We start from the raw sequence: 19,980 nt of genomic DNA, 5'->3' as shown, positions 1-19,980 counted from the left end.
TCAAATCAGGGATCTGGATAACACCCCATGAGCACAATTGACAATCTCGACGCCCACACGCCGATGATGCAGCAGTATCTCAAGCTGAAGGCGCAACATCCTGACATTCTACTGTTTTACCGGATGGGGGATTTTTACGAGCTATTTTATGACGATGCGAAACGCGCGTCGCAGCTGCTCGATATCTCGCTGACCAAGCGCGGCGCCTCCGCGGGCGAACCCATCCCGATGGCCGGCATCCCCCACCACGCGGTCGAGAACTACCTCGCCAAACTGGTCAACCAGGGCGAGTCGGTGGCCATTTGCGAGCAGATTGGCGACCCGGCCACCACCAAGGGACCGGTCGAGCGTAAAGTGGTGCGTATCGTTACGCCGGGCACCATCAGCGATGAAGCGCTGCTGCAGGAGCGCCAGGACAACCTGCTGGCCGCCATCTGGCAGGACAGCAAGGGCTTTGGTTACGCGACGCTGGATATCAGCTCCGGGCGCTTTCGCCTGAGTGAACCGGCCGACCGCGAAACCATGGCGGCAGAGCTGCAGCGTACTAATCCGGCGGAACTGCTGTATGCGGAAGATTTTGCCGAATCGTCGCTGATCGAGGGCCGCCGCGGTCTGCGCCGTCGCCCGCTGTGGGAATTTGAAATCGACACCGCGCGCCAGCAGCTTAACCTGCAGTTCGGCACCCGCGATCTGGTCGGCTTCGGCGTGGAAAACGCCCCACGCGGCCTGTGCGCCGCCGGCTGCCTGCTGCAGTATGTCAAAGACACTCAGCGCACCTCGCTGCCGCACATCCGTTCCATCACCATGGAACGCCAGCAGGACAGCATCATTATGGATGCCGCCACCCGCCGTAACCTCGAGATCACCCAGAATCTGGCCGGCGGCACCGACAACACCCTGGCCTCGGTACTCGACTGTACGGTGACGCCGATGGGCAGCCGGATGCTCAAGCGCTGGCTGCATATGCCGGTCCGCGATACCGCCGTGCTGGTGGAGCGCCAGCAGACCATCGGCGCGCTGCAGGAGCGCTATACCGAGCTGCAGCCGGTGCTGCGCCAGGTCGGCGATCTGGAACGTATTCTGGCGCGTCTGGCGCTGCGTACCGCCCGTCCACGCGATTTAGCCCGCATGCGTCATGCCCTGCAGCAGTTGCCGCTGCTGCGTGAGCTGCTGGCCGACGTTGACCGTCAGCCGGTGCAAAAATTGCGCGAGAAAATGGGCGAGTTCACCGAACTGCGCGAACTGCTGGAGCGCGCGGTGATTGACGCGCCGCCGGTGCTGGTCCGCGACGGCGGAGTCATCGCTCCGGGCTATAGCGAAGAGCTGGACGAGTGGCGGGCGCTGGCCGATGGCGCCACCGATTATCTCGATAAGCTGGAGATCCGCGAGCGCGAGCGGCTGGGCCTCGATACCCTGAAAGTCGGCTACAACGCCGTCCACGGCTACTACATCCAGATTAGCCGCGGCCAGAGCCACCTCGCGCCGATCCACTACGTGCGCCGCCAGACGCTGAAGAACGCCGAACGCTACATTATTCCTGAGCTGAAGGAATACGAAGATAAGGTGCTGACCTCCAAGGGCAAAGCGCTGGCACTGGAAAAACAGCTTTATGACGAACTGTTCGACCTGCTGCTGCCGCATCTCGCCGACCTGCAAACCAGCGCCAGCGCGCTGGCCGAGCTGGACGTGCTGGTCAACCTGGCGGAACGGGCGGAAACCCTGAACTACTGCTGTCCGACCTTTAGCGATAAGCCGGGCATTCGCATCAGCGAAGGCCGCCATCCGGTGGTCGAGCAGGTGCTGAAAGAGCCGTTTATCGCCAACCCGCTGCAGCTAGCGCCGCAGCGGCGGATGCTGATCATCACCGGGCCGAACATGGGCGGTAAAAGTACCTATATGCGCCAGACCGCGCTGATTGCGCTGCTGGCCTATATCGGCAGCTACGTCCCGGCGCAGAAGGTGGAGATCGGGCCCATCGATCGCATCTTTACCCGCGTCGGCGCGGCGGATGACCTGGCCAGCGGCCGCTCGACCTTTATGGTGGAGATGACTGAAACCGCCAATATTCTGCACAACGCCACCGAGCATAGCCTGGTGCTGATGGATGAGATTGGCCGCGGCACGTCCACCTACGACGGGCTATCGCTGGCGTGGGCCTGTGCGGAAAATCTGGCCAACAAAATCAAGGCGCTGACGCTGTTCGCCACCCACTACTTCGAGCTCACTCAGCTGCCGGAGAAAATGGAAGGCGTCGCCAACGTCCACCTCGACGCGCTGGAGCACGGCGATACCATCGCCTTTATGCACAGCGTGCAGGATGGCGCGGCCAGCAAGAGCTATGGCCTGGCGGTCGCCGCGCTGGCCGGGGTGCCGAAAGAGGTGATCAAGCGCGCGCGGCAGAAACTGCGCGAGCTGGAGAGCATCTCGCCCAACGCGGCGGCGACCCAGGTCGACGGCACGCAGATGTCGCTGCTCGCCGCCCCGGAAGAGACCTCGCCTGCGGTTGAAGCACTGGAGAATCTTGATCCCGACTCCCTGACCCCGCGTCAGGCGCTGGAGTGGATCTACCGTCTGAAAAGCCTGGTTTAGCCACCCATTAAGGTGAAAAACGGCAGCGCCGCTCAGCGCTGCCGTTTTAACAAACTAAAAATGGGTGCTAGAGGATGCGTCCTGACAACCCATACGCGGGGTTGCCCCCGCGCGGATGCTACTTCTTCGATTCGTAAGCGAGAACAGCTTTAAACTCAATATTACGCTCTTTAATACTCAGCTCGCATAGTGAGCTGTGCACCAACAGCGTAAATCCCAGTACCGTAATACAGAGTACGATGATTGCCACAAGGGCATATTTTGTCAGCATATCTTGCCTCCCTGCAAAGAAGAGACTAACATCTGAATTGTCGATGTTCATTCGCTAGCCTCAGTTGATAGAAATATCTCCTGGGGCTTTCGTCTGTCTGGGGTCCTGGTAATGCTCAAGGCCAGACAGCCTCAAGCACCCGCCGCTATTCTATACTCGTCAGGGCGTGAAATTTATCTGCAAGGAATTAATCAGACGGATTTTATAATAATCTGGAAGCAGGCTCGCAAAGTCATCCCAGTATATTAACCCTTCGCGTAATTTTTTAATTTAATGAAAAAATAGCTTCCATAATTGTACTAAATATAAAAAAGGCCCGACTTAGCGGGCCCCTTTCATTAACGCTTATCTTCCGGCAATAGCGGCGGTACGTGTGGCACCTGCGGTGCCTCATCAATATCTTTCTGCGTCATGCGGAACGCTTCCGGATAGTGTTCGCGACTGGTGCGGCGCAGCGGCTCGGTATCTCGCCAGGTGTAAAGACAGTGCTGGCACTGATACACGGTCCAGACCCCTTTCACCGGCGAGGTCGCCATGACTTCAATCTTTTCATCGGCGCAACGTGGACAAATCATCTTTTTCTCCTTATTTACGGTTGGCCAGCATAGCGGTCAGTTTTTCAGCCCAGGCTTTAGTTTCCGGCAGATCCTGCACCGGCTGGCTGTAGTGGCCGCGAAGGTCCGGCGCAACCGGGGTGGTGGCGTCGATAATCAGTTTGTCGGTGATGCCTGCCGGGCTGGAGCCAGGGTCAAGTTCAAGGACCGACATGTTCGGCAACTGCACCAGGTCACCCGCCGGGTTAACTTTCGAGGAGAGCGCCCACATCACCTGCGGCAGGTTGAACGGGTCGACGTCTTCATCAACCATGATCACCATCTTCACATAGCCGAGGCCGTGCGGAGTGGTCATCGCCCGCAGGCCCACCGCGCGGGCAAAACCGCCGTAGCGTTTTTTGGTGGAGATGATCGCCAGCAGACCATGGGTGTACATGGCGTTGACCGCCTGCACTTCCGGGAACTCTGCCTTCAACTGCTGATACAGCGGCACGCAGGTCGCCGGGCCCATCAGATAGTCAATCTCGGTCCACGGCATACCGAGATAGAGCGATTCAAAAATCGGTTTGCTGCGATACGAGACTTTGTCGATACGCACTACCGTCATGTTACGACCGCCGGAGTAGTGACCGGTAAACTCACCGAACGGCCCCTCGATCTCACGCTTACGCCCTTCAATGACCCCTTCGAGGATCACTTCCGAACCCCAGGGCACGTCAAAGCCGGTCAGCGGCGCGGTGGCGATGGGATACGGGCTCTCGCGCAGCGCGCCAGCCATTTCATATTCTGATTGATCGTATTTCAGCGGCGTGGCGCCCATCAGGGTAATAATCGGGTCGTTACCGAGGGTAATAGCGATCGGCAGATCTTCCCCACGCTCTTCCGCTTTGTGCAGATGCAGCGCGATATCGTGCATCGGCACCGGCTGCAGGCCGAGCTTGCGCTTGCCTTTCACTTCCATGCGGTAGATACCGACGTTTTGCTTACCGAAGTTGTCAGGATCAAGCGGATCGCGCGAAACGACACAGGCTTTATCGAGGTAGAAACCGCCGTCACCATCGTTGAGGCGGAACAGTGGCAGAATATCGAACAGGTTGATATCGTCGCCATCCACGGTGTTTTCCGCCCACGCCGGGTTGGCGCGGCGCTCTGGCGTCACCGGGAAGTTATCCCAGCGGCGAATGAATTCATCAATCTGCTTTTTCACCGGCGTGTTGGGCGGCAGGCCCAGCGAGATGGCATGGTTCTGCCACGAGCCGATGGTGTTCATCGTCACGCGGGCGTCGGTAAAGCCGCGAATATTATCGAACCACAGCGCCGGGGCGCCGTCGCCGATGCGTCCGGTCGCATTGGCGGCCGCCGCCAGATCGGGCTCAGCGTTCACCTCTTCACTGATTTTCAGCAGTTGTCCCTGGTCATTCAGCGCCTGCAAAAAGCTGCGCAAATCATCAAAAGCCATTATTCGATCTCCTGTGCAAATTGTTCTGCCGTGCGCAAGCCGTTCCAGCGGCGCGCTTTGTGATAGTCGAGGCCAAACTGATCCAGCACCCGGGTGACGATATGATTGGTGATATCGTCAACCGTCTCCGGGTGGTTGTAGTAAGCCGGCATCGGCGGCACCATCGCCACGCCCATGCGCGACAGCGCCAGCATGTTCTCCAGATGGATCGTGCTGAGCGGCATTTCCCGCGGGACCAGCACCAGCTTGCGCCCCTCTTTGAGCACCACGTCCGCCGCGCGGCCCACCAGCCCTTCGGCATAACCCGCGCGAATGCCTGCCAGCGTTTTCATACTGCAGGGAATAACGATCATGCCGTCGGTACGAAATGAACCGGAAGAGATGGTGGCGGCCTGGTCTGCCGGGCTGTGGGAAAAGTCCGCCAGCGCGGCCACTTCGCGCGCTGTCCAGGGCGTTTCCAGCTCGATGGTGGTTTTGGCCCATTTCGACATCACCAGGTGGGTTTCCACCTCCGGCATATCACGTAGCGCCTGCAGCAATGCCACCCCAAGCGGAGCCCCGGTGGCCCCCGTCATCCCAATAATCAGTTTCATTCCAGACCTCATTCATTTTGTTCGTACACGAACTTTATATTTAAATTACCCTCTCCGGACGGGGATGACAAGATCGTTCGTATACGTGCGCATTTTTAATCAAAAACGCAGAAAGGGTATAAAATGGCGTACGAACGGCTATCATAGAGGTGACAGTTTTGTTACGGAGTATTCATGGAGTTACGAAACGAAGCATTTCACCTGCTGCGCCAGCTTTTTCAACAACATACCGCCCGCTGGCAGCAGGCGTTACCCGATCTGACTAAACCTCAGTATGCGGTGATGCGCTCGGTAGCGGAGCAGCCGGGTATTGAGCAGGTCGTGCTGATTGAAGCGGCGGTCAGTACCAAAGCCACGCTGGCGGAGATGCTCAGCCGGATGGAGGCGCGCGGCCTGGTGCGCCGGGAACACGACCCCGCCGATAAACGCCGCCGTTTTGTCTATCTGACCGAACAAGGCGAGGCGTTGCTTAACCGTTCGATTCCGCAGGGCAATGAGATCGATGACGAGTTTCTCGGCCGCCTGAGCGATGGCGAACGTGAACAGTTCACCCGGCTGGTGCGCAAAATGATGGCGCCCTGAACGGGCGCTTAACCGACCTTCTCGCGCAGGAAGTCAATAAACGCCCGCACCCGGGTCGGCATATGCTGCGCATCGGGATAAAGGGCATACACGCCCTGCTGTGGGAAATGGTATTCCGACAGAAGCGGCACCAGCTCCCGCTGCGCCACTTTTTCGGCTACCAGCCATGCCGGCAGCAAGGCGATGCCGCACCCGGCCAGGGCAAAGCTCATCAGCGCCGTAGCGCTGTCGGCTGAAAAGCGCGGCGCGCTGGCGATGGCGAAATCCACCTCTGTCTGTTGATCCGTGCGCAGCTGCCAGCGCAGCGGCGCCGACAGACGCTCATGAATAATCCAGTCAGCTTGCGCCAGATCGGACAGCGTCTGCACCGGATGGCTTGCCAGCCAGGCCGGAGAGGCGACGGGCAGGATCGCGAAACTGGCTATCCGCGTCGCCCGATAGCGGGAATCGGCCAGCGTACCGAGGCGTATCGCCACATCAAATCGTTCTGAAATGAGGTCCGCATGATGGGAGGACGAAACGTGGCGCACCCGCAGCGCCGGGTGACGACGGGCAAACGCGGCCAGCGCCGGAATGATAACCTGCGCGCCATACTCAGGCGTGGTGGTGATCCGCAGCTCGCCACTTAAGCCGGTATGGCTGGCCCGCACCTCATCCTGCAGATTTTCCGCCGCTTTCAGCAGCGCCACCCCGCGCTGATAGAACAGCGTCCCGGCGTCGGTGAGGCGCAGACGACGCGTTGAGCGCAGCAGCAGGGTCACCCCCAGCTCATTTTCCAGTTGCCGCACGTTAAAGCTGACCACCGCCTTGGTCTGCCCCAGCGCCGCAGCGGCCAGGGTGAAGCTGCCGGCATCCACCACGGCGATAAACATGGTCACACGCTGAAGATTAAGCATCGTCGTCCGGATGATTGTCAAAAATATTCAGACAGTATATCCCGACTAGCCCCGTTTATCCCCCATGGCACCGGGTTTACAGTAACCGCCTGTCTGAGGGAGTGAACCATGACCTATCGCCACCGCGTTGCCACCGTTTTTCTGTTCGGCTTTTTTCTCGATTTGATCAATATGTTTATCGCCAGCATCGCCTTCCCGGCCATCAGCCGCGCGCTGGCGGTTTCCGTCTCTCAGCTGGCGTGGGTCAGCAATGCCTATATTCTCGGTCTGACGGTCGTCGTACCGTTCAGTGCCTGGCTTAGTCAGCGCTGGGGGGCGAAACGACTGTTTTTACTCTCGCTGGGGCTGTTCAGCCTCGGCGCGCTGGCGGCAGGGCTTGCCAGCAGTCTCGGCGAGCTGATTTTCTGGCGGACGCTGCAGGGGATGGGCGGCGGGCTGTTAATCCCCCTTGGCCAGGCATTGACGTGGCCGCTGTTTCAGTCGCATGAGCGGGCGAAACTCTCGGCGGCGGTGATGCTGGTCGGCCTGCTGGCGCCAGCCTGCTCGCCGGCGATCGGCGGCCTGTTAGTCGAGGCCTTCAGCTGGCGCTGGGTCTTTTTCGCCAGCCTGCCTGTGGCTCTGCTAACCTTTGTGCTGGCGGTGCGATGGCTGAACGACAGCCCCGGCCCGGTTCGCCCAACTCGCTTTCTTCCGCTGTCGCTGCTGGCCGATCCCCTGCTGCGCTTCGCGATGCTGATCTATCTCTGCGTACCGGGGATGTTTATCGGCGTCAACGTGGTCGGGATGTTCTACCTGCAACGCGTCACCGGGATGGCGCCGGGGGCCATCGGTGCCCTGATGGTGCCCTGGTCGCTGGCCTCGTTCGCCGCCATCACTTTTACCGGCAGGTATTTCAACCGCTTCGGACCCCGGCCGCTGGTCGTCATCGGCTGCCTGCTTCAGGCGGCGGGGATCCTGCTGCTGCTGAAGATCGATGCGCACAGCCCGCTGGTGCTGTTGATTCTGGCCTTTACGCTGATGGGCGGCGGAGGCAGCTTATGCAGCAGTACTGCGCAAAGCAGCGCCTTCCTGCATACGCCTGCCGAAGAGATGCCTGACGCCAGCGCGCTGTGGAATCTGAACCGCCAGCTCAGCTTCTTTGCCGGCAGCGCGCTGCTCGCCCTGCTGCTGAGGGTGTTCCCGCCGGTCTACGCCTGGCAGGGGGTGTTTATTAGCGCCGCTGCCATCACCCTGTTGCCGCTGCTGTTTTGCCTGCGGCTGAACAATCGGGCGATTATCCATCGCCTGCACACTACACTGGAGAAGTCATGAACCCTTATCTGCAGGAAGTCCTCGACGCCCATGTCCTTATCGAACGCTGGTTAAGCCAGGGGGAAGGAAGCGCTGAGGCGCTGATGACACGTTTTGCCGCCGAATTCATCATGATCCCTCCGGGCGGCGAGAAGATGGACTACCCGGCGGTGAGCCGTTTTTTCCACCATGCGGGGGCAACCCGTCCGGGATTACACATCGCGGTGGATCAGGCGAAAATCATTAGCGAGTGGCACGACGGCGCCGCAGTGCGATACCGTGAAAGCCAAACGCTGGCGGATGGCAGTGAGAACGTACGCTGGTCGACGGCGATTTTTCAGCAAGCGGAAGGAAAAATGATCTGGCGTCATCTGCAGGAAACCCGACTCGGCTAGCGCAAAGAAAAAGGCCCCGACTGTCGAGGGGGCCTTTTTGAGAGAAAAGATCTTATTCGCGGAAGAGCGCTTCGATATTCAGCCCCTGCCCCTGCAGAATTTCCCGCAGGCGACGCAGACCTTCCACCTGGATCTGCCGCACACGCTCGCGGGTGAGGCCAATTTCACGGCCCACATCTTCCAGCGTGGCTGCTTCATAACCCAGCAGACCGAAACGACGCGCCAGAACTTCACGCTGCTTGGCGTTCAGCTCGAACAGCCATTTGACGATGCTTTGCTTCATATCATCGTCCTGCGTGGTGTCTTCCGGGCCGTTCTCTTTCTCATCGGCCAGAATATCCAGCAGCGCTTTTTCTGAATCGCCACCCAGCGGAGTATCCACGGAGGTGATGCGCTCGTTCAGACGCAGCATACGGCTGACGTCATCGACCGGTTTGTCCAGCTGTTCGGCAATCTCTTCCGCACTCGGCTCGTGGTCCAGCTTATGGGACAACTCGCGCGCGGTACGCAGATAGACGTTCAGCTCTTTAACAATGTGGATCGGCAATCGGATCGTACGGGTTTGGTTCATGATCGCCCGTTCAATAGTCTGGCGGATCCACCAGGTCGCATAAGTCGAAAAACGGAACCCACGTTCCGGGTCAAACTTTTCAACGGCGCGGATCAGTCCGAGGTTACCTTCTTCAATCAGATCCAGCAGCGCCAGACCACGATTGCTGTAACGACGGGCAATCTTCACCACCAGACGCAGGTTGCTTTCAATCATGCGACGGCGTGAAGCGACATCACCACGCAGTGCGCGACGCGCGAAATAGACTTCCTCTTCCGCGGTCAGCAGTGGGGAATAACCAATCTCTCCAAGATAAAGCTGAGTGGCGTCAAGTACGCGTTGTGTTGCGCCTTGCGACAGCAGCTCTTCCTCAGCCAGATCGCTATCACTGGGTTCCTCTTCTACTAAGGCCTTCTCGTCGAAAACCTCAATTCCGTTCTCATCAAATTCCGCGTCTTCATTTAAATCATGAACTTTCAGCGTATTCTGACTCATAAAGGTGGCTCCTACCCGTGATCCCTGAGCAAAGCACCTTCCACGGCACATCAACAAACGACGCCTGGACGATTTCCCCTGCCCTCTCTGCGAGAGGGACATAGACACCGCCCTGGCGCCTGTTAGCTGATGCTTCGCTTATCCGTACTTTGCCAAATTATCGCTGCGGTAAGTACTGCAGCGGGTTGACGGATTTCCCCTTGTAACGAATTTCAAAATGTAATCTTGTTGAGCTGGTTCCGGTGCTACCCATGGTAGCGATTTTCTGCCCCGCTTTGACTTCCTGTTGCTCCCGAACCAGCATGGTATCGTTATGAGCGTAGGCACTCAGGTAATCATCGTTGTGTTTGATGATAATAAGATTACCGTAGCCGCGCAGTGCGTTACCGGCATAGACGACACGCCCATCGGCGGTCGCGACAATAGCCTGTCCCTTACTGCCTGCAATGTCGATACCTTTATTGCCGCCTTCCGCGCCGCTAAAGTTCTCGATAACCTTGCCATCAGTCGGCCAGCGCCATGATGAGATCGGCGAACTGGTTGACGTACTGCTTGCAGTCGGCTGGGTTGTGCTCACCGTTGTTGGTGCCGTCACCGGCGCGACAACCGTTGTGGTCGTGGTCGCTGGTTTATTATTAGGCAACATCTTGGTAGCACTCTGTTCACCTGAAGATTCAGAATACGTAATAGTCGGTTGTGAAGCAACCACCGCGGTCGATTTTTGTGCAGAAGTTGTGGTGGCTGTCGCACCGCCGCTCGCCCTTGCGCTGGCCTGAGAAACGGCGTTTTCACCAGTGATCGGCTGGCCTGAGGCGTTGCCGACCTGCAGCACCTGACCCACGTTCAGCGCGTACGGGGCCGGGACATTGTTGCGTTGCGCCAGGTCGCGGAAATCGTTGCCGGTGACCCACGCGATATAGAACAGCGTGTCGCCGCGTTTGACCGTATAGGTACTGCCGCCGGTGTAGCTACCTTTCGGAATATCGCCATATTTGCGGTTGTAAACGATCTTACCGTTCACCGTCTGCACCGGCTCCTGCGCCATCGGCGTCGGCTGCGGCTGAATGGTCTGGGTCTGTACCGGCTGGATCGGCTGCGCCTGAGGAGCAGACTTGACGCCGGAGGATGGCGGCGTAATCAGCATGCCGGAGTTGGTGCTGGAAGAGGCGGCACCGCCGGCAGAGCTAACCGGCGCTGGCGGATTATTGGTGTTGGTACACCCGGCCAGCCAGAGTGAAACCAGTGAAAGAGCCGCAATACGGCTGACGGTAAATTTGGTGCTTCCCGCGCTCATTTATCCCCCAGGAATATGTTAACTGCCAATATCTTGCTTACCGGGCGGCGCCCGGCCAGGACACTGAAAAATGCGTCCACCCTACGCCTAAAGTCAGGCAAAAAAAACCTGGAATAATCCGGGTCTCAGGCCAGCTCCCCCTTCACCAGGGGAACAAAGCGAACGGCCTCGACGGTATCAATGATAAATTCGTTGCCCCGGCGACGGATCCGTTTGAGAAACTGATGCTCTTCGCCAACCGGCAGCACCAGCACGCCTTCGTCATCCAGCTGCGCCAGCAGCGCGGTTGGAATCTCCGGCGGCGCCGCCGTCACAATAATGGCATCAAATGGCGCCCGTGCCTGCCAACCTTGCCACCCATCGCCATGACGGGTTGAAACATTATGTAAATCAAGTTGTTTCAGGCGACGACGCGCCTGCCACTGTAAACTCTTAATCCGCTCCACCGAGCAAACGTGATGCACCAGGTGCGCCAGGATGGCCGTCTGGTAGCCGGAACCAGTGCCGATCTCCAGCACGCGCGACTCCGGCGTCAGCGTCAGCAGCTCGGTCATCCGCGCCACCATGTAAGGCTGGGAGATGGTCTGCCCCTGGCCAATCGGCAGCGCGGTGTTTTCCCACGCTTTATGTTCAAAGGCTTCATCAACAAATTTTTCGCGCGGGACCCGCGCGATCGCCTCGAGGACACGCTCATCGACGATGCCCTGCGTGCGCAGTTGATTCAACAAACTTTCAACACGTTTACTTACCATTGCCCGTCAACCCCGACACGTTCCAGCCAATCGCTGACTACCTCATGCGCCTGATGGGCGGTTAAATCGACGTGCAATGGCGTCACGGAAACATAGCCTTCATCCACTGCCGCAAAATCGGTGCCCGGCCCGGCATCGCGCTTATCGCCCGGCGGGCCAATCCAGTACAGGGTGTTGCCGCGCGGATCTTTTTGCGGGATCACCTGGTCGGCCGGATGGCGGTTGCCGCAGCGGGTCACGCGAATGCCCTTGATTTGATCAAGCGGGAGATCCGGCACGTTGATGTTAAGGATCCGTCCGGTACGCAGCGGCTCGCGGCTTAAGGCGCGCAGAATGGTGCAGGTTACCGCCGCGGCGGTATCGTAATGCTGATAGCCGTTCAGCGACACGGCCAGCGCGGGGAACCCCAGATGGCGACCTTCCATCGCTGCGGCCACGGTGCCGGAATAGATGACGTCATCGCCCAGGTTGGGACCCGCGTTAATGCCGGAAACGACGATGTCCGGACACGGGCGCATCAGCGCGTTCACGCCGAGATAGACACAGTCGGTCGGGGTGCCCATCTGGACGGCGATGTCGCCATTTTCAAAGGTAAACGTACGCAGGGATGATTCCAGCGTCAGCGAATTCGAGGCTCCGCTGCGGTTACGATCGGGTGCAACAACCTGGACCTCGGCAAACTCCCTTAAGGCCTTTGCCAGGGTCTGTATCCCCGGCGCATGGATCCCGTCATCGTTACTCAGCAATATTCGCATAGTCACCCGTTGTATTGATAAGCTCCCTGACCACGCTGGTGGCGAAGCTGCCCGCTGGCAGCCAGAAACGCAGTTCAACGGTTACGTCATCCCACCAGTTCCAGCTAAGCTGCTGCGGATAGAGGAGCATCGCCCGGCGCGCCGCCTCAACTTTCTCCCGCACCAACAGCGCCTGCAGCGACGTTTCTTCGGCGATGGCGGCCTGCTCGGCGGCCAGAGCGTCGCGCTGGCTTCCCCAGTCGCCGCTGCCCGGCAGCGCAGCCGTGATCATCAGTTCGCGGTTGTGCACCCGCGCCTGCGAAACCTCGAGTTCTTCCGGTGTGACGACAAACCAGCTCCCACGCCCCGCTAATTGTAGCGCATCGCCATCAACAACCTGATTAAATTCCGTTTTTTTTAATCTAATACTGACTTGCTGATTAAACAACGCACTGCGGGCCGCCGACAACCAAAAACTGCGCTTATTGCGATCGCGCACCGGCGCGTCGCTTTCCGCCCAGCGCAACGCGCCCTGCAGATTACTGCCGCCAATGCCAAAGCGCTGCGCGCCGAAATAGTTCGGTACGCCCCGTTCAGCGATGGCCTGCAGACGCGTCTCCACGTCCTGGCGATCGCTAATCTCGCGCAGGATCACGGTAAACTGGTTGCCTTTCAGCGCGCCTAAACGCAGCTTACGCTTATGGCGGGCATATTCCAGTACCTGGCAGCCCTCGAGCTGAAATTTGCTCAGGTCCGGCATCTCTTTGCCCGGCACCCGCGCGCACAGCCACTGCTCGGTGACGGCGTGCTTATCCTTTTGCCCGGCGAAGCTCACTTCACGGGCATGGATCTTGAGGAATTTCGCCAGCGCGTCGGCGACAAAGCGCGTATTGCAGCCGTTTTTCAGGATCCGCACCAGCACATGTTCGCCTTCGCCGTCCGGCGCAAAGCCCAGATCCTCCACTACCAGAAAATCTTCCGGATTGGCTTTCAGCAGCCCGCTGCTCTGCGGCTTGCCGTGCAGCCAGGTCAGTTGGTCAAAGGCGATCATTTTTCGGCCTTACGCAGCAGCGCGACCGCTTCGCAGGCGATCCCTTCCCCGCGGCCGGTGAAGCCCAGCTTCTCGGTGGTGGTCGCTTTCACGTTGACGTCGTCCATATGGCAGCCGAGATCTTCCGCGATAAAGACGCGCATCTGCGGAATATGCGGCAGCATCTTCGGCGCCTGGGCGATAATGGTGACGTCGACGTTGCCGAGCGTATAGCCTTTGGCCTGAATACGACGCCACGCTTCGCGCAGCAGTTCGCGGCTATCGGCGCCTTTAAACGCCGGATCGGTATCGGGGAACAGCTTACCGATATCGCCGAGCGCCGCGGCGCCCAGCAGCGCGTCGGTCAGCGCATGCAGCGCGACGTCGCCGTCGGAGTGGGCCAGCAGCCCTTTTTCATAAGGAATGCGTACCCCGCCAATAATGATTGGGCCTTCACCGCCAAAAGCGTGTACGTCAAAACCATGTCCAATTCGCATTAAGCTTTCTCCTGGTGTCGGGAACGGGTGAGGTAAAATTCAGCCAGCGCCAGGTCTTCCGGGCGCGTCACTTTAATATTATCCGCGCGACCGGCGACCAGTTGCGGATGGAAGCCGCAGTACTCCAGCGCCGAGGCTTCATCAGTGATGGTCGCCCCCTCGTTCAGCGCCCGGGTGAGGCAATCCACCAGCAGCTCGCGAGGGAAAAATTGCGGGGTGAGCGCATGCCACAGGTCATTACGATCGACGGTATGGGCGATAGCGGTTTTGCCCGGCTCGGCGCGCTTCATGGTGTCGCGCACCGGCGCCGCGAGGATCCCGCCGACACGGCTGGTTTCGCTGAGCGCCAGCAGACGGCTGAGGTCGTCCTGATGCAGGCAGGGGCGCGCGGCGTCATGCACCAGCACCCACTGCGCCTCCGGCAACGCCTTCAGGCCCGCGAGCACGGAATCGGCGCGCTCGGCGCCGCCATCCACGACGGTAATTTGCGGGTGCTGCGCCAGCGGTAGCTGGCTGAAGCGCCGATCGCCGGGGCTGACGGCAATCACCACGCGCTGGACGCACGCATTCGCCAGCAGTGCGGCGACGGCATGTTCGAGAATCGTTTTGTTACCGATTGAGAGATATTGTTTCGGGCATTCCGTTTGCATGCGGCGGCCAAAACCGGCTGCCGGCACCACGGCGCAAACGCCCGGAAAAGTGGCTGCCATGTCGTAATCCTGGGCCTGGTTATCGATTGTTCTGCTGTTGTCCCGATGCCTGGTTGCGTTTAGACGCATCCGGTACCAGACGATAGAAGGTTTCGCCCGGGCGGGTCATACTGAGTTCATTGCGCGCACGCTCCTCGATCGCTTCCTGCCCGCCGTTGAGGTCGTCAATTTCGGCAAATAGCTGATCGTTGCGTGCTTTTAATTTGGCGTTAGTCGCCTGCTGGGCGGTGACGTCGTCGTTAACCCGCGTGTAGTCGTGCAGGCCGTTTTTACCGAACCACAGTGAATACTGTAGCCAGACCAGCAAAGCTAATAATAGCAGCGTTAGTTTACCCATCCTGCCCCCTGAAAAACGGCATCATCATCCCAAAACTCGCCCGGGTACGCTACCGGGGCGCGCGGACGATGCCGCGTAACGCGGGGACTGTACCATATTTTTGCTGCCGATACCCATGCTTGATTCATCCCGGAAACGGGTTATCCCAACAGCCAGAGGAAGAGTAGCGCAAACATCAGCCCGACGGTCAGGATGGTCGCGCTGGCGCTATAGAGCAGTTTGCCATTGAGCAGAGAGTGCAGCGCAATACCGACCACTACCGCCACCGGCATCAACGCAAGGAAGAACGGCCAGGTGTAAAGGAGGAAGAAGAGCGTATTACTGCCATAGAGAAGGAAGGGAATACCCAGCGCCAGCAGCCATGAAATAAAGCCCACGGCAGCGCCCGACAGAGACCAGGTGGTCTCGTCGCCGATCGCCGGAGGCGGTTCTGAACGAATAATACTGAGGTTCTGGGTATTGCGCATATCGAATCCTGTAGACCGGGCAACCGGCACCCCTCGATGCCGCTGCCGTTTCAGGATCTGATAATATCGCTCTGTTGCAGCAGGTCTAATAGTTGGTGCACCAAATTTGTTACCAATTGTTCACCATCCAGATGAATTTCCGCCTTTTCCGGTGCCTCATAGACCGAGTCTATGCCGGTGAAATTGCGTAATTCCCCTGCCCGCGCCTTCTTGTATAATCCTTTCGGATCCCGCGCCTCGCAGATGGCCAGCGGGGTATCGACGAACACTTCGATAAAGCGTCCCTCCCCCAGGCGCTCGCGCACCATCTGCCGTTCCGCGCGGTGTGGTGATATAAATGCCGTCAATACCACCAGCCCGGCATCGACCATCAGCCTGGCCACTTCGCCGACGCGGCGAATGTTCTCTTTGCGATCCTCATCACTGAATCCCAGATCGCTGCACAGACCATGGCGCACGTTGTCGCCGTCCAGCAGATAGGTGCTGACGCCACGCTCATGCAGCGCCTCTTCCAGCGCCCCGGCGACAGTGGATTTACCCGACCCCGAAAGGCCGGTAAACCACAGCACCACGCCGCGATGGCCGTGATGCTGTTCCCGCTGCTGCTGAGTCACAGGATGGGCATGCCAGACGACGTTTTCGTCATGCTGGGCCATTATTGGCCTCCCAGCAGGTCGCGGGCGTCCCAGTGTGGGAAGTGTTTACGGATCAGCTGGTTCAGCTCCAGCTCGAAGGCGCTGTACTGCGATGCCGAGGTCGACGCCTGCAGGTGCGGCTCGTTGACCATCCCGGCGCCCACGGTGACGTTGGTCAGGCGATCGATAAAGATAAGGCCGCCGGTCACCGGGTTTTGCTGATACGGATCCAGCACTAAAGGTTCGTCAAAGGTCAGCTCCACCAGCCCAATGCCGTTCAGCGGGAGAGACTCGACTTCACGCTGGGTCAGGTTGTTAATATCGACCTGGTAGCGGATAGCGTCGACGCGAGCGCGGGTCTTCTTGCCGGCGATTTTAATGTCGTAGCTCTGGCCCGGGGTCAGCGGCTGCTCGGCCATCCACACCACGTCGATGCTGGCGCTTTGCACCGCCGGCAGCGAGGCTTGCGCGTCAACCAGCAGGTCGCCGCGGCTGATGTCGATTTCATCTTTCAGCACAAGGGTAATGGCTTCGCCGGCGGCAGCTTCCTGCAGGTCGCCGTCGAAGGTGACGATACGCGCCACGCTCGATTCGACGCCCGACGGCAGCACCTTCAGACGCTGGCCAACGGTAACCGTGCCAGAGGCGACCGTGCCGGAGAAGCCGCGGAAATCGAGGTTCGGACGGTTAACATACTGCACCGGGAAGCGCAGCGGCTGGCTCTCGACCACCCGCTGGATCTCCACGGTTTCGAGGACTTCCAGCAGGGTCGGGCCGCTGTACCACGGTATATTCGCGCTCTGGCTGGCGACGTTATCGCCTTCCAGCGCCGACAGCGGTACAAAGCGGATATCGAGGTTGCCCGGCAGCTGCTCGGCGAAAGTCAGATAATCTTCCCGGATCTCGTTGAAGCGCGCTTCGCTAAACTCGACGAGATCCATTTTGTTGACCGCTACCACCAGGTGCTTAATGCCCAGCAGCGTAGAGATAAAGCTGTGACGGCGGGTCTGGTCGAGCACGCCTTTGCGCGCATCGATCAGCAGGATCGCCAGGTCGCAGGTTGACGCGCCGGTGGCCATATTGCGCGTGTACTGCTCGTGCCCCGGGGTGTCGGCGATGATAAATTTGCGTTTTTCGGTCGAGAAGTAACGGTAAGCGACATCGATGGTGATGCCCTGCTCACGCTCAGCCTGCAGGCCGTCCACCAGCAGCGCCAGGTCCAGTTTTTCGCCCTGGGTACCGTGACGCTTGCTGTCGTTGTGCAGAGACGACAGCTGGTCTTCATAGATCTGGCGCGTATCGTGCAGCAGACGGCCAATTAAGGTGCTTTTGCCGTCATCGACGCTGCCGCAGGTCAAAAAACGCAGCAGGCTCTTGTGCTGTTGCGCGTGCAGGTAAGCTTCTACGCCGCCTTCATTAGCAATTTGTTGGGCAATTGTGGTGTTCATGGCGGCTCCTTAGAAATACCCCTGACGTTTCTTCAGCTCCATCGAGCCGGCCTGGTCGCGGTCAATCACGCGGCCCTGACGTTCACTGGTGGTCGATACCAGCATCTCTTCAATAATTTCCGGCAGCGTCTGCGCTTCAGACTCCACTGCGCCGGTCAGCGGCCAGCAGCCAAGGGTACGGAAACGCACCATCCGTTTTTCAATCACTTCGCCCGGCTGCAGATCGATACGGTCGTCATCGATCATCATCAGCATACCGTCGCGCTCCAGCACCGGGCGCTCAGCGGCCAGATACAGCGGCACGATTTCAATATTTTCCAGATAGATGTACTGCCAGATATCCAGCTCAGTCCAGTTGGAGAGCGGGAAGACGCGGATGCTTTCGCCTTTGTTAATCTGGCCGTTGTAGTTGTGCCACAGCTCCGGACGCTGATTTTTCGGGTCCCAGCGGTGGAAGCGGTCGCGGAAGGAGTAGATGCGCTCTTTCGCGCGGGATTTCTCTTCGTCGCGACGCGCGCCGCCGAACGCGGCGTCAAAGCCGTATTTGTTCAGCGCCTGCTTCAGGCCTTCCGTTTTCATGATATCGGTATGCTTAGCGCTGCCGTGGACAAACGGGTTGATGCCCATCGCCACCCCTTCCGGGTTTTTATGCACCAGCAGCTCACAGCCGTAGGCTTTAGCAGTCCGGTCGCGGAACTCATACATCTCACGGAATTTCCAGCCGGTATCGACGTGCAGCAGCGGGAACGGCAGGGTTCCCGGATAAAACGCTTTGCGCGCCAGATGCAGCATTACGCTGGAATCTTTCCCGATGGAGTACATCATCACCGGGTTAGAAAATTCGGCGGCCACCTCACGAATAATATGGATGCTTTCCGCCTCCAGTTGCCGCAGGTGAGTGAGTCGTTTTTGGTCCATAACCGTTCCTTAAGCCAGATTGACCACCGAAGCGTTAAACCCCTCGGCGGATGATGTTTGTTGAAACCAGGCGAGCTGCTGATGCAGCTGCACCACTTCGCCCACCACCAGCAGGGCGGGCATCGGGGCGTCTTTCGCCAGGTGTTCGAGTTGTTGCAATGTGCCGGTTATCGTCTGCTGATCGTCGCGGGTACCGCGGGAAATCACCGCGACCGGCGTAGTGCTGTCGCGACCGTGGGCGATCAGCTGAGCGCTAATTTCCGCCGCCTTCATGGTGCCCATGTAGATCGCCAGCGTTTGTTGGCTCTTCGCCAGCAGCGACCAGTCGAAGGGGGCGCTATCCGGCTTGTAGTGGCCGGTAACAAAGACGGCGCTTTGCGCATAGTCGCGATGGGTCAGTGGAATACCGGCATAGGCCGTCGCCCCGGCGGCGGCAGTGACGCCTGGCACCACCTGAAACGGGATCCCCGCTTCGGCGGCAGCCTGCAACTCTTCTGCGCCGCGGCCAAAAATAAACGGATCCCCGCCCTTCAGACGCACGACGGTTTTCCCCGCCTTCGCCGCCGCCACCAGCAGCTGATTGGTTTCATGCTGCGGCACCGAGTGCTCGCCGGCGCGTTTGCCGACACAGATTAACTCGGCATCGCGGCGCACCAGCTCGAGAACCGGCGGGGTCACCAGATGGTCGTGGAAAACCACGTCCGCCTGCTGGATCGCCTGCAGACCACGAAGGGTCAGCAGCCCGGCATCGCCCGGCCCGGCGCCCACCAGAATAATTTCTCCCGTCTCGCGTTCGGGCTTATCCAGCTCATCCTGCAGCGCCTTTTCCGCCTCCGCATGATTACCCGCCACCATCAGGCTGGCAAAGCGGCCGGTGAAGACGCGTTCCCAGAAGCGGCGACGCGCTTCGGTGGTCGTCAGACGAGTTTTCAGATGGTTACGCCAGTAGCTCGCCGATTCCGCCAGCCGCCCGAGGTTCGTCGGCAGCAGCGCTTCAATTTTCTCGCGCAGAATGCGCGACAGCACTGGCGCTTTGCCGCTGGAGGAGATCGCCACGAGCAGCGGCGAACGGTCGACGATAGAAGGGAAGACAAACGAGCACAGCGCCTGGTTATCCACCACGTTGACCAACCGGTAGCGCGCGTTAGCCGCCGCAAACACCCGCTGGTTAAGCGCCTCATCCTCCGTGGCCGCAATCACCAGAAAGACATCATCCACCAGCGACTCGCTAAATTCCGTCGCCCGCCAGCTAAGCGCCTGGCGCGCCGCCAGATTGGCCAGCGCCGGAGAGAGCGTCCCGGCGACCACCTGCACCTGCGCCTGGGCGCGCAGCAGGAATTTAATCTTGCGTTCAGCAATCTCATCGCCGCCGATCACCAGCACGGGCCTTTGTTTCAGTTCGGCAAAAAGGGGCAAGTAATCCACGGCGCAACAACTCTCTTACAATCAGCGATACTGCGACTATAGGGTGCGCCTGAGAGCAA

At 59.4% G+C, this 19,980-nt stretch carries 22 protein-coding genes; 4 read left to right on the top strand and 18 right to left on the bottom strand.

The window, feature by feature from the left end; translation table 11 throughout:
- Positions 1 to 27 precede the first annotated feature (27 nt).
- Positions 28 to 2,589 (top strand): DNA mismatch repair protein MutS, encoded by a 2,562-nt coding sequence (mutS, locus tag FHW76_RS17315; protein ID WP_012967342.1) that lies wholly within the window; start codon positions 28 to 30, stop codon positions 2,587 to 2,589.
- A gap of 118 nt (positions 2,590 to 2,707) precedes the next feature.
- On the opposite strand, the gene FHW76_RS17310 is transcribed toward mutS, so the two are convergent.
- The 4 genes from FHW76_RS17310 to FHW76_RS17295 all read right to left on the bottom strand — a co-directional run bounded on the left by FHW76_RS17310 (position 2,708) and on the right by FHW76_RS17295 (position 5,466).
- Entirely contained in the window at positions 2,708 to 2,860 is a 153-nt protein-coding gene (locus FHW76_RS17310; protein WP_002915097.1) for a Hok/Gef family protein, read from the bottom strand.
- Positions 2,861 to 3,198: 338 nt separating this feature from the next.
- Positions 3,199 to 3,435, bottom strand: a complete 237-nt coding sequence (locus FHW76_RS17305; protein ID WP_002915098.1) for a non-oxidative hydroxyarylic acid decarboxylases subunit D — start codon at positions 3,433 to 3,435, stop codon at positions 3,199 to 3,201.
- Between the two features lie 10 nt (positions 3,436 to 3,445).
- Positions 3,446 to 4,873: a non-oxidative hydroxyarylic acid decarboxylases subunit C gene (locus FHW76_RS17300; protein ID WP_023340664.1), complete on the bottom strand. Its 1,428-nt coding sequence runs from the start codon at positions 4,871 to 4,873 to the stop codon at positions 3,446 to 3,448.
- Positions 4,873 to 5,466: a non-oxidative hydroxyarylic acid decarboxylases subunit B gene (locus FHW76_RS17295; RefSeq protein ID WP_002915099.1), complete on the bottom strand. Its 594-nt coding sequence runs from the start codon at positions 5,464 to 5,466 to the stop codon at positions 4,873 to 4,875. Before FHW76_RS17295 ends, FHW76_RS17300 begins: the two co-directional genes overlap by 1 nt.
- A gap of 174 nt (positions 5,467 to 5,640) precedes the next feature.
- Between FHW76_RS17295 and FHW76_RS17290 the strand changes: the two genes are divergently transcribed.
- Positions 5,641 to 6,048, top strand: coding sequence for a MarR family winged helix-turn-helix transcriptional regulator (locus tag FHW76_RS17290; protein ID WP_008806213.1), 408 nt, complete (start codon positions 5,641 to 5,643; stop codon positions 6,046 to 6,048).
- A gap of 8 nt (positions 6,049 to 6,056) precedes the next feature.
- Here FHW76_RS17290 and FHW76_RS17285 read toward each other — a convergent pair whose 3' ends face one another.
- Positions 6,057 to 6,944, bottom strand: coding sequence for a LysR family transcriptional regulator (locus FHW76_RS17285; RefSeq protein WP_012540741.1), 888 nt, complete (start codon positions 6,942 to 6,944; stop codon positions 6,057 to 6,059).
- 108 nt (positions 6,945 to 7,052) lie between these two features.
- On the opposite strand from FHW76_RS17285, the gene FHW76_RS17280 reads away from it, so the two are divergent.
- Together FHW76_RS17280 and FHW76_RS17275 are read left to right on the top strand one after the other, a co-directional pair.
- The gene (locus FHW76_RS17280; protein ID WP_110209682.1) at positions 7,053 to 8,255 is read left to right on the top strand and encodes an MFS transporter; all 1,203 of its coding nucleotides are present in this window, start codon (positions 7,053 to 7,055) and stop codon (positions 8,253 to 8,255) included.
- Complete coding sequence (locus FHW76_RS17275) at positions 8,252 to 8,629, top strand: DUF4440 domain-containing protein (protein ID WP_023298140.1); 378 nt, start codon at positions 8,252 to 8,254, stop codon at positions 8,627 to 8,629. The genes FHW76_RS17280 and FHW76_RS17275 overlap by 4 nt, the downstream gene beginning before the upstream one ends.
- A gap of 52 nt (positions 8,630 to 8,681) precedes the next feature.
- Here the strand turns inward: FHW76_RS17275 and rpoS are convergent, their stop codons facing one another.
- From rpoS to cysG, 13 genes are all read right to left on the bottom strand, one after another.
- Positions 8,682 to 9,674, bottom strand: a complete 993-nt coding sequence (gene rpoS / locus FHW76_RS17270; protein ID WP_002915106.1) for an RNA polymerase sigma factor RpoS — start codon at positions 9,672 to 9,674, stop codon at positions 8,682 to 8,684.
- A gap of 157 nt (positions 9,675 to 9,831) precedes the next feature.
- Complete coding sequence (nlpD, locus tag FHW76_RS17265) at positions 9,832 to 10,968, bottom strand: murein hydrolase activator NlpD (protein ID WP_008806218.1); 1,137 nt, start codon at positions 10,966 to 10,968, stop codon at positions 9,832 to 9,834.
- Positions 10,969 to 11,093: 125 nt separating this feature from the next.
- Positions 11,094 to 11,720: a protein-L-isoaspartate(D-aspartate) O-methyltransferase gene (locus FHW76_RS17260; protein WP_008806219.1), complete on the bottom strand. Its 627-nt coding sequence runs from the start codon at positions 11,718 to 11,720 to the stop codon at positions 11,094 to 11,096.
- Entirely contained in the window at positions 11,714 to 12,475 is a 762-nt protein-coding gene (surE, locus tag FHW76_RS17255) for a 5'/3'-nucleotidase SurE (RefSeq protein WP_183476858.1), read from the bottom strand. The genes FHW76_RS17260 and surE overlap by 7 nt, the downstream gene beginning before the upstream one ends.
- Positions 12,456 to 13,505 (bottom strand): tRNA pseudouridine(13) synthase TruD, encoded by a 1,050-nt coding sequence (gene truD / locus FHW76_RS17250; RefSeq protein ID WP_008806221.1) that lies wholly within the window; start codon positions 13,503 to 13,505, stop codon positions 12,456 to 12,458. The genes surE and truD overlap by 20 nt, the downstream gene beginning before the upstream one ends.
- Positions 13,502 to 13,981 (bottom strand): 2-C-methyl-D-erythritol 2,4-cyclodiphosphate synthase, encoded by a 480-nt coding sequence (ispF, locus tag FHW76_RS17245; protein ID WP_008806222.1) that lies wholly within the window; start codon positions 13,979 to 13,981, stop codon positions 13,502 to 13,504. Before ispF ends, truD begins: the two co-directional genes overlap by 4 nt.
- Entirely contained in the window at positions 13,981 to 14,691 is a 711-nt protein-coding gene (ispD, locus tag FHW76_RS17240; protein WP_008806223.1) for a 2-C-methyl-D-erythritol 4-phosphate cytidylyltransferase, read from the bottom strand. The genes ispF and ispD overlap by 1 nt, the downstream gene beginning before the upstream one ends.
- A 19-nt stretch (positions 14,692 to 14,710) precedes the next feature.
- Positions 14,711 to 15,028: a cell division protein FtsB gene (gene ftsB, locus FHW76_RS17235; protein ID WP_002915156.1), complete on the bottom strand. Its 318-nt coding sequence runs from the start codon at positions 15,026 to 15,028 to the stop codon at positions 14,711 to 14,713.
- A gap of 140 nt (positions 15,029 to 15,168) precedes the next feature.
- Positions 15,169 to 15,495 carry a DUF3561 family protein gene (locus FHW76_RS17230; protein WP_008806224.1) on the bottom strand — a complete coding sequence of 109 codons (327 nt, stop codon included), beginning with the start codon at positions 15,493 to 15,495 and terminating at the stop codon, positions 15,169 to 15,171.
- Positions 15,496 to 15,545: 50 nt separating this feature from the next.
- Positions 15,546 to 16,151 (bottom strand): adenylyl-sulfate kinase, encoded by a 606-nt coding sequence (gene cysC / locus FHW76_RS17225; RefSeq protein WP_002915158.1) that lies wholly within the window; start codon positions 16,149 to 16,151, stop codon positions 15,546 to 15,548.
- A complete protein-coding gene (gene cysN / locus FHW76_RS17220) occupies positions 16,151 to 17,578 on the bottom strand; it encodes a sulfate adenylyltransferase subunit CysN (protein WP_012967340.1) in 1,428 nt (475 codons plus the stop codon). Before cysN ends, cysC begins: the two co-directional genes overlap by 1 nt.
- Before the next feature lie 9 nt (positions 17,579 to 17,587).
- The gene (cysD, locus tag FHW76_RS17215; protein ID WP_002915160.1) at positions 17,588 to 18,496 is read right to left on the bottom strand and encodes a sulfate adenylyltransferase subunit CysD; all 909 of its coding nucleotides are present in this window, start codon (positions 18,494 to 18,496) and stop codon (positions 17,588 to 17,590) included.
- A 9-nt stretch (positions 18,497 to 18,505) separates the two neighbouring features.
- A complete protein-coding gene (gene cysG, locus FHW76_RS17210; protein ID WP_183476887.1) occupies positions 18,506 to 19,912 on the bottom strand; it encodes a siroheme synthase CysG in 1,407 nt (468 codons plus the stop codon).
- Positions 19,913 to 19,980: the final 68 nt, after the last annotated feature.

The organism is Klebsiella sp. RC2 (assembly GCF_014192815.1).
Lineage (GTDB): Bacteria > Pseudomonadota > Gammaproteobacteria > Enterobacterales > Enterobacteriaceae > Klebsiella > Klebsiella variicola.
Note: the sequence above shows the minus strand (reverse complement) of the source record. Positions and strands in the feature narration are given on the sequence as shown.